8 protein-coding genes are annotated in these 5,864 nt (G+C 24.4%); 7 read left to right on the top strand and 1 reads right to left on the bottom strand.

Annotated features, from left to right (window positions below; genetic code table 11):
* The 3 genes from PF569_09885 to PF569_09875 form a co-directional block, all read left to right on the top strand.
* Positions 1-330: restriction endonuclease subunit S (locus PF569_09885; GenBank protein ID MDA3856542.1), on the top strand; the 330-nt coding region annotated here is incomplete at its 5' end.
* Complete coding sequence (locus tag PF569_09880) at positions 327-1,190, top strand: hypothetical protein (GenBank protein MDA3856541.1); 864 nt, start codon at positions 327-329, stop codon at positions 1,188-1,190. The genes PF569_09885 and PF569_09880, both read left to right, overlap by 4 nt.
* Before the next feature lie 75 nt (positions 1,191-1,265).
* The gene (locus tag PF569_09875; GenBank protein MDA3856540.1) at positions 1,266-1,676 is read left to right on the top strand and encodes a PIN domain-containing protein; all 411 of its coding nucleotides are present in this window, start codon (positions 1,266-1,268) and stop codon (positions 1,674-1,676) included.
* Here the strand turns inward: PF569_09875 and PF569_09870 are convergent.
* Positions 1,671-2,801 carry a helix-turn-helix domain-containing protein gene (locus tag PF569_09870; GenBank protein MDA3856539.1) on the bottom strand — a complete coding sequence of 377 codons (1,131 nt, stop codon included), beginning with the start codon at positions 2,799-2,801 and terminating at the stop codon, positions 1,671-1,673. The genes PF569_09875 and PF569_09870 overlap by 6 nt on opposite strands.
* A gap of 125 nt (positions 2,802-2,926) precedes the next feature.
* Between PF569_09870 and PF569_09865 the strand changes: the two genes are divergently transcribed.
* From PF569_09865 to PF569_09850, 4 genes are all read left to right on the top strand, one after another.
* Entirely contained in the window at positions 2,927-3,328 is a 402-nt protein-coding gene (locus PF569_09865; protein ID MDA3856538.1) for a hypothetical protein, read from the top strand.
* On the top strand, positions 3,325-4,107 hold the full coding sequence (locus PF569_09860) for a hypothetical protein (protein ID MDA3856537.1): 783 nt from the start codon (positions 3,325-3,327) through the stop codon (positions 4,105-4,107). The genes PF569_09865 and PF569_09860 overlap by 4 nt, the downstream gene beginning before the upstream one ends.
* Positions 4,108-4,273: 166 nt before the next feature.
* On the top strand, positions 4,274-4,414 hold the full coding sequence (locus tag PF569_09855; protein MDA3856536.1) for a DUF1778 domain-containing protein: 141 nt from the start codon (positions 4,274-4,276) through the stop codon (positions 4,412-4,414).
* 200 nt (positions 4,415-4,614) lie between these two features.
* A partial coding sequence (locus tag PF569_09850; GenBank protein MDA3856535.1) for an AAA family ATPase occupies positions 4,615-5,864 on the top strand: 1,250 nt, incomplete at its 3' end.

The following is a 5,864-nucleotide window of genomic DNA, read 5'->3' as shown; positions in this document are numbered from 1 at the left end:
GATTTAATTTATCCTGATTTAATGATTAGAATGAGAGTAAATGAAAATATAATTAAATCTCAATTTTTAGAATTTCTTATGAGAACTAATAGTTTTAGATGTATTATCAAATCTAGTGCTAAAGGTAGTAGTAAAAGCATGGTTAAAATATCTCAAGGAACTATAAATGAATATAATGTTATTATACCACCAATTGAACTTCAAAATAAATTTGCAGATATTGTTGAACAAGTTGAAAAATTAAAAGAAAAACAACTAAAAACAACTGAATATGTTGAAGAGTTATTTGACGCTTTAATGCAAAAAGCTTTCAGAGGTGAATTAGTATGACTAAAAAATTAAAACAAGTAGAACAAAATATTGCATTGATTAAAAAAGTATTAGAACCTCAAATGAGAATTGCGGATGCAATATCAAAGTCTACGAGACCATTCAATCAAATACTTCAAACCTACAATAATACCTTTGAACAAATCAGAATACAAATTAGAGGTTTGGATAATTTAACTACAACTTTAAATTCAATATCTAATTCAGTTAAACCTATACAATTATTTTTTGAAAAACAACAAAATCTATTTGATAATTTAGCAAAGGCTTTACAATTAGATAAAGAAATAAATGATTCTGATTTTGAATATAAGTGGGTTGGTTGTATAGGAATTACTGATAGAAAAAAACTATATGAATTATGGAAAGCTGAAAAATATGATGAGATGATGAATTTTTTTGAAGAATGGATTAATACAGATGAACAAATTCAAAAAATAATTGATGATTTGAAAGCAAACCCATTATTTGAAAAAAGAGTTAAAATTATTGAATCAGCTATTAAATCACATAATTATAATTTATATGAAACTTCAATACCTACTTTATTATCACAAATTGATGGAATTTTTATTGAACAACATAAAAATTTGAATGGTACAATATCATTTAGTTTTAAATGTGAAGAATGTGGTCATAAAATAAAAAAATATCCTCCACTAACTACTAAAGCAATTGTTTCATATCTTGGAAATAAAGAGCATGATTATTTTAATGAATATATTTTGCATATTTATAATCTATATGATGAAACACGAAATGAGATATTGCATGGTAAGAGGCTAGATTATGCTTCCAAAGAATTATCACTTAAATTAATTATTACAATTATAGAATTACACTATGAAACAATAGAATAATCTTCATAAAAAAATTAACTCAGCCCAATAACAAATATTTAAATAAAGAAGTGAACTTATTATTCATAATTAAAAATGCCTAAACTATATATAGATACAAATGTAATTATTGATGCAATAGAAGAGAGAAAAAATAAGTTTGGTAAAAAAATTGGTAATCCGGCATCAGATTTATTTTTTGCAGCTGCAACTTGTAAACATTATATAGTAATTTCTGATTGGACATTAAACGAGCTTTATGGATTAGGTAAAATTGATTCTATAAAAATGTTATTTGAACTAACCAAATTAAAAATTATAAAATCAAAATACACACAGGAAGAAAAACAAGAAGCAAAAACAAAATCAGATACAGACTCCGATGATGCTTTACATATAATTATTGCAGAAAGAGAAGATGTCGATTTTATAATAACAAGAAATATAGTTCATTTTAAAGAAATTGGAACAAATATCCCAATTAAAAAACCTGAAGAATTATTATAAACCAAATTTTTCTCTTAAAAAATTATTAAACTTTTCTTCACCCATTTCTTTTTTCAAATCATCAAGTGAATCTTTTTGTTCTTTTAATTGATCCTGGCAAATAGGTTTATTTTGATATAACTTATCATTAAATTCTTTTTTTGATGGCTCTAATTCATCATCCGGTATAAGGCTTTGTAATTCAGAACCTAAATTTATAACCTTTTCTTCTTGTTGAGCAATATCCATCTTAAAATGTATGGTAAGGATTTTAGGGGAGTAGAAATCTTTTAAATCATTTTTAAAATTAAACAAAGCTACATATTCCCAAAAAGCTTCAGAAAGTAGAGTTATTTGTCTTTTATGATTTCTTATAATTTCATCATCTAGTTTGTTAGTAATATCAAGCATTAAGTCTTGATAAGAATCAATAATTTCATTATAATTCACATTATCAACTTTTGGAGATAAATTTATCATAGTTTTTAATTTTTTCAAAAAAATATGTAATGAATTCTTTGGATGTGAATCAAAGTTAGACGAATACAACAAAGCTAATAATTCTTCTTTAATATTATATAGTGGATTATTTTCTTGCTCATATTGTAATTTCTTAGCTTCCCAGGCATAACATACTTTAGAATATTCTTCACTAACTTTCTTTACAGTATTTTCTACACCATCAGGCAATCTGTAGTTTTGATAACTTCTAGAATCATCATAGGCAAGTATATCAACTCCTCCATATATGTACCATCCATAAGGAATATTTAATTCAGAATGTTGTTTAATAACTTTATATGCTATTTTTTTTGCATGAGTGTTAGATAATTTATTAGATGTAAATTCTTTCCAGTATTTTCTAATTAAAAAATATAATGAATATGCATTTTCTTTTCTTTCTTTGTCCAAAGGTAGCCCAAAATATGTATCATCTCTGAAATTAGGAATGATAGTATAAAATTTACTTGTACCTTCTTGTTCTTCAATAACTAAACCACTATCATGAAGTGTTTTTAAGTATTTAGGGATTACAGTCCTATCTATGTCTGTTTCTTTAGAAATTTCAGTTATAGATTTTGATGTCCCATTCATTAAAGAGGAGATTATCTTCTTAATTAGGATTTGTGTTTCCCTTTTTTTCATACTATAATATAACTGAGGTTATTTATAAACATTAGTTTAAACTGTAATGTAAGTAGCATAGTTAGAATTCTTTATGATGTCAAATAGCAACATTTATAAATATTGAAAGATATAATAAATTAAAAATGGGAAATAATGAAAATTCAGGAATAGCTTTTTTAGGCTTAATGGGATTAGTTGCAGTAGTATTTATTTTATATTTTATGTCACATTTACTATTTGCAATAGGGATTGGTGCAATTATAATTGGACTAATAGTAATAATTTTTGGATTTGGTTCTGAGAGTTTCGAATTAGGTACTTTAGGAGTATTTATTTTATTAGGAGGAATTATGTTTAGTTTTATTGGAGGAGCAGGAATAAATTTTTTTGACCATAATCCAACCGGACAAGCTCTACTTGATACTAGTAATACTGTTGTTGATGTAACAAAGGACTCTTATGTTCAAATATCTGAAATGCAAGGAGAAATTCAAAAAACTGTTACAGATTCAGCTAAGAATAGCAATAATATAAATCAAAAATGATAGATAAAATAATAATAGGTATTTTAGCAAGTATTTTACTTATAGGAACAATCATATTTTTTTCAACATCTGACGAAATCAAAGAACCTTTTGATTGTCCTTCTTATCTTTTACAAAAAGATTATCCAAATTATAATGTTCAAATGGGCTTTAATAAAGATAATTTATATTTTGCAACCATAGATTTAGAATGTAATTTAGTAGAAGACAATTCAAAATATCTATTTAATGAATATTTTACTTATCAATATGCAAAAATAATAAATAATACACCTAAATCACAAATTGATGATATTCACTCTTCTATAAAATTATTAAAAAAAATCATTGAAGAAGAATTTCCAGAAACTAATAATCAAGATTTGAACTCATTAAAAGACAAAATTATTTACCAAATAGATAATAAAATAGACCCAACTAATGATATTAATTATATTAATATAGTACTTGATGACTATTCAAATTTATATGATATAACAATTTATTCTATTGAAGATTCTTTAATGTCTAATGATGAAATAAATTCTTTTCAAAATAGTTACTCATTATTTGTTTATGATTCTCTTAAATATGCCGGTTTGTTGGATAGTACTGAAAAAACAATTGTTTCTAATTTAGGTATTTGGGGAAATATTGTTATTTGGTGTGATTGGTTTTTATGGTGGACAGATTGGTATCAAAAAGTAAAAAAAGATTATTATTTAATAGCTATAGAAAATTTATTTTTTGATAAACCTATTGATTTATTACATAAACAAATGATTAATAATTTAGAATAAATCATTAATTTTTTTAATTCTCTTCAATACCTCTATTCTTTCACTCCAATTTTCCAGACAAAATAAATCCTACCCTTATATATATCTTATAAATCACTTTAATTCTATCAGGTAAAAGATATCGAAAAAATATCTTTTCACAATTAAAAACATATAATTTAAGAAAATGGCTAAAATATCAATTGAAATTAAGGATGAAGTTTTGAAAGTTATAGACAAAGCAAGAAAAATAGATGTAAGGTCAAGAACTAATTTTCTTGTAAGTTCAGCATTAAAAGAAGCAAATAGGCAATTAAAAAAAGAATAAATGAATTAAAATGTATCTTAAAAAAATATTTATTACTCACAGGGAGAAAGGAAGTGGCTATAATTACTGGCTATTAGCCAACTTGGCTAAAGTTAATAGTAACCATATTGGATATCCTTATTGGCTAATCCCCCCTTTATATAAAGGGGTTAGCCAATTAGCCAAGATACTCAAAGAAATAATTTTTAGAGGTGTTTTCAATGAGTAATCAAATAAATAAACAAGATATAGAAACATTTCTAAACTATCTAAACCACCAAACATTTTGGATACATATTTTTGGAGCTGGAAAACCTAATTCAAGTATTAAACCTCAACTATATTCAAAATTTCATAAAGATAAGAATGAAATTATTGAAATATGTAAAAAATATTCAAATGCTTTAACTTGCGTCGCAATTAATCCAAGAGATGAAAATAAGACTAAAATAAATGACATTAGAAGATTAGATAGTTTAGTTATTGATATTGATGTTAGAAAAGAAAGAAGAATAAAACACATCTCAACAAATGAAGACCATAAACACGCAATAAACAAAGCCTACAAGATAAAAGAATATTTAGAAAGAAATAATTTCAAAGTATCTTTAATTGTAGATAGTGGAAATGGCTCACAAGTATATCTTAAATTAAATCAAGATTTCCAAACTAATTTCAAGAATACAAATCTATATCAACAAATCATTAATTTAGAGAATCAATTAAAATCTAAATTTAATGATGAAATAATTGAAATTGACAATATAACTAAAGATATTAATAGAAGAATAAAAATACCTGGAACAATTAATATTAAACACGAAGACCAAACAGAAGATAGACTCTCAAAAATTTTATATTTTAACAAAGACTATAACCAAACTACTAAACAAAATCAAACTTCCTTAAACTCTTACTCCTCTTCTCCCTGTGAGAAAAAAGAAAATAAAGCATTATCAAATAATGAAATCTTAGATAAATTTCAATCTTTAATTAAAAGCCATCAATATTTTAATGATTTGTATAATGATAAATTAACAAAAACTAAATTTAATAATGATAGAAGTAGAGCAGAATTTACTTTTTTAATTTGGCTTGTTGATTATTTTCAAAATTTTAAAGAAGTTAATATTATAATGAATTTTTGTAAAATAGGAAGATGGAAAGAATCAAACTCTAATACTAAATTACTTAATTTTGAAAATGCAGTAAAAAGACTTGAATATAATAAAGAGCAAAGACAAGAAGAAACTTTAAACTTATGGACTCCAAATGACTTTAAGAATCTAAAAAAAGATGATAACTTCTTAATTGAGAATGTTATTTATCCTAAAACTATTACAATGCTTTATTCTCCTCCAGGAGAATTTAAATCTATCATTAGTGTTCAAATGGCGATTAATGTGGCTCAAGGTAATACTTGGATGAATTTTGAAACTCAAAAAAATGCAGTTTTATATTGTGATAAGGA

The organism is Candidatus Woesearchaeota archaeon, from assembly GCA_027858315.1.
GTDB lineage: Archaea > Nanobdellota > Nanobdellia > Woesearchaeales > UBA583 > UBA583.
The sequence above is the reverse complement of the archived record's forward strand: the minus strand, read 5'-3'. Positions and strand labels throughout refer to the sequence as shown.

Excerpts from the sequence above, each read along its gene's own strand:
- PF569_09870 (MDA3856539.1), bottom strand. The coding sequence starts at position 2,801 with ATGAAAAAAAGGGAAACACAAATCCTAATTAAGAAGATAATCTCCTCT.
- PF569_09880 (MDA3856541.1), top strand. The coding sequence starts at position 327 with ATGACTAAAAAATTAAAACAAGTAGAACAAAATATTGCATTGATTAAA.
- PF569_09875 (MDA3856540.1), top strand. The coding sequence starts at position 1,266 with ATGCCTAAACTATATATAGATACAAATGTAATTATTGATGCAATAGAA.
- PF569_09855 (MDA3856536.1), top strand. The coding sequence starts at position 4,274 with ATGGCTAAAATATCAATTGAAATTAAGGATGAAGTTTTGAAAGTTATA.
- PF569_09860 (MDA3856537.1), top strand. The coding sequence starts at position 3,325 with ATGATAGATAAAATAATAATAGGTATTTTAGCAAGTATTTTACTTATA.
- PF569_09865 (MDA3856538.1), top strand. The coding sequence starts at position 2,927 with ATGGGAAATAATGAAAATTCAGGAATAGCTTTTTTAGGCTTAATGGGA.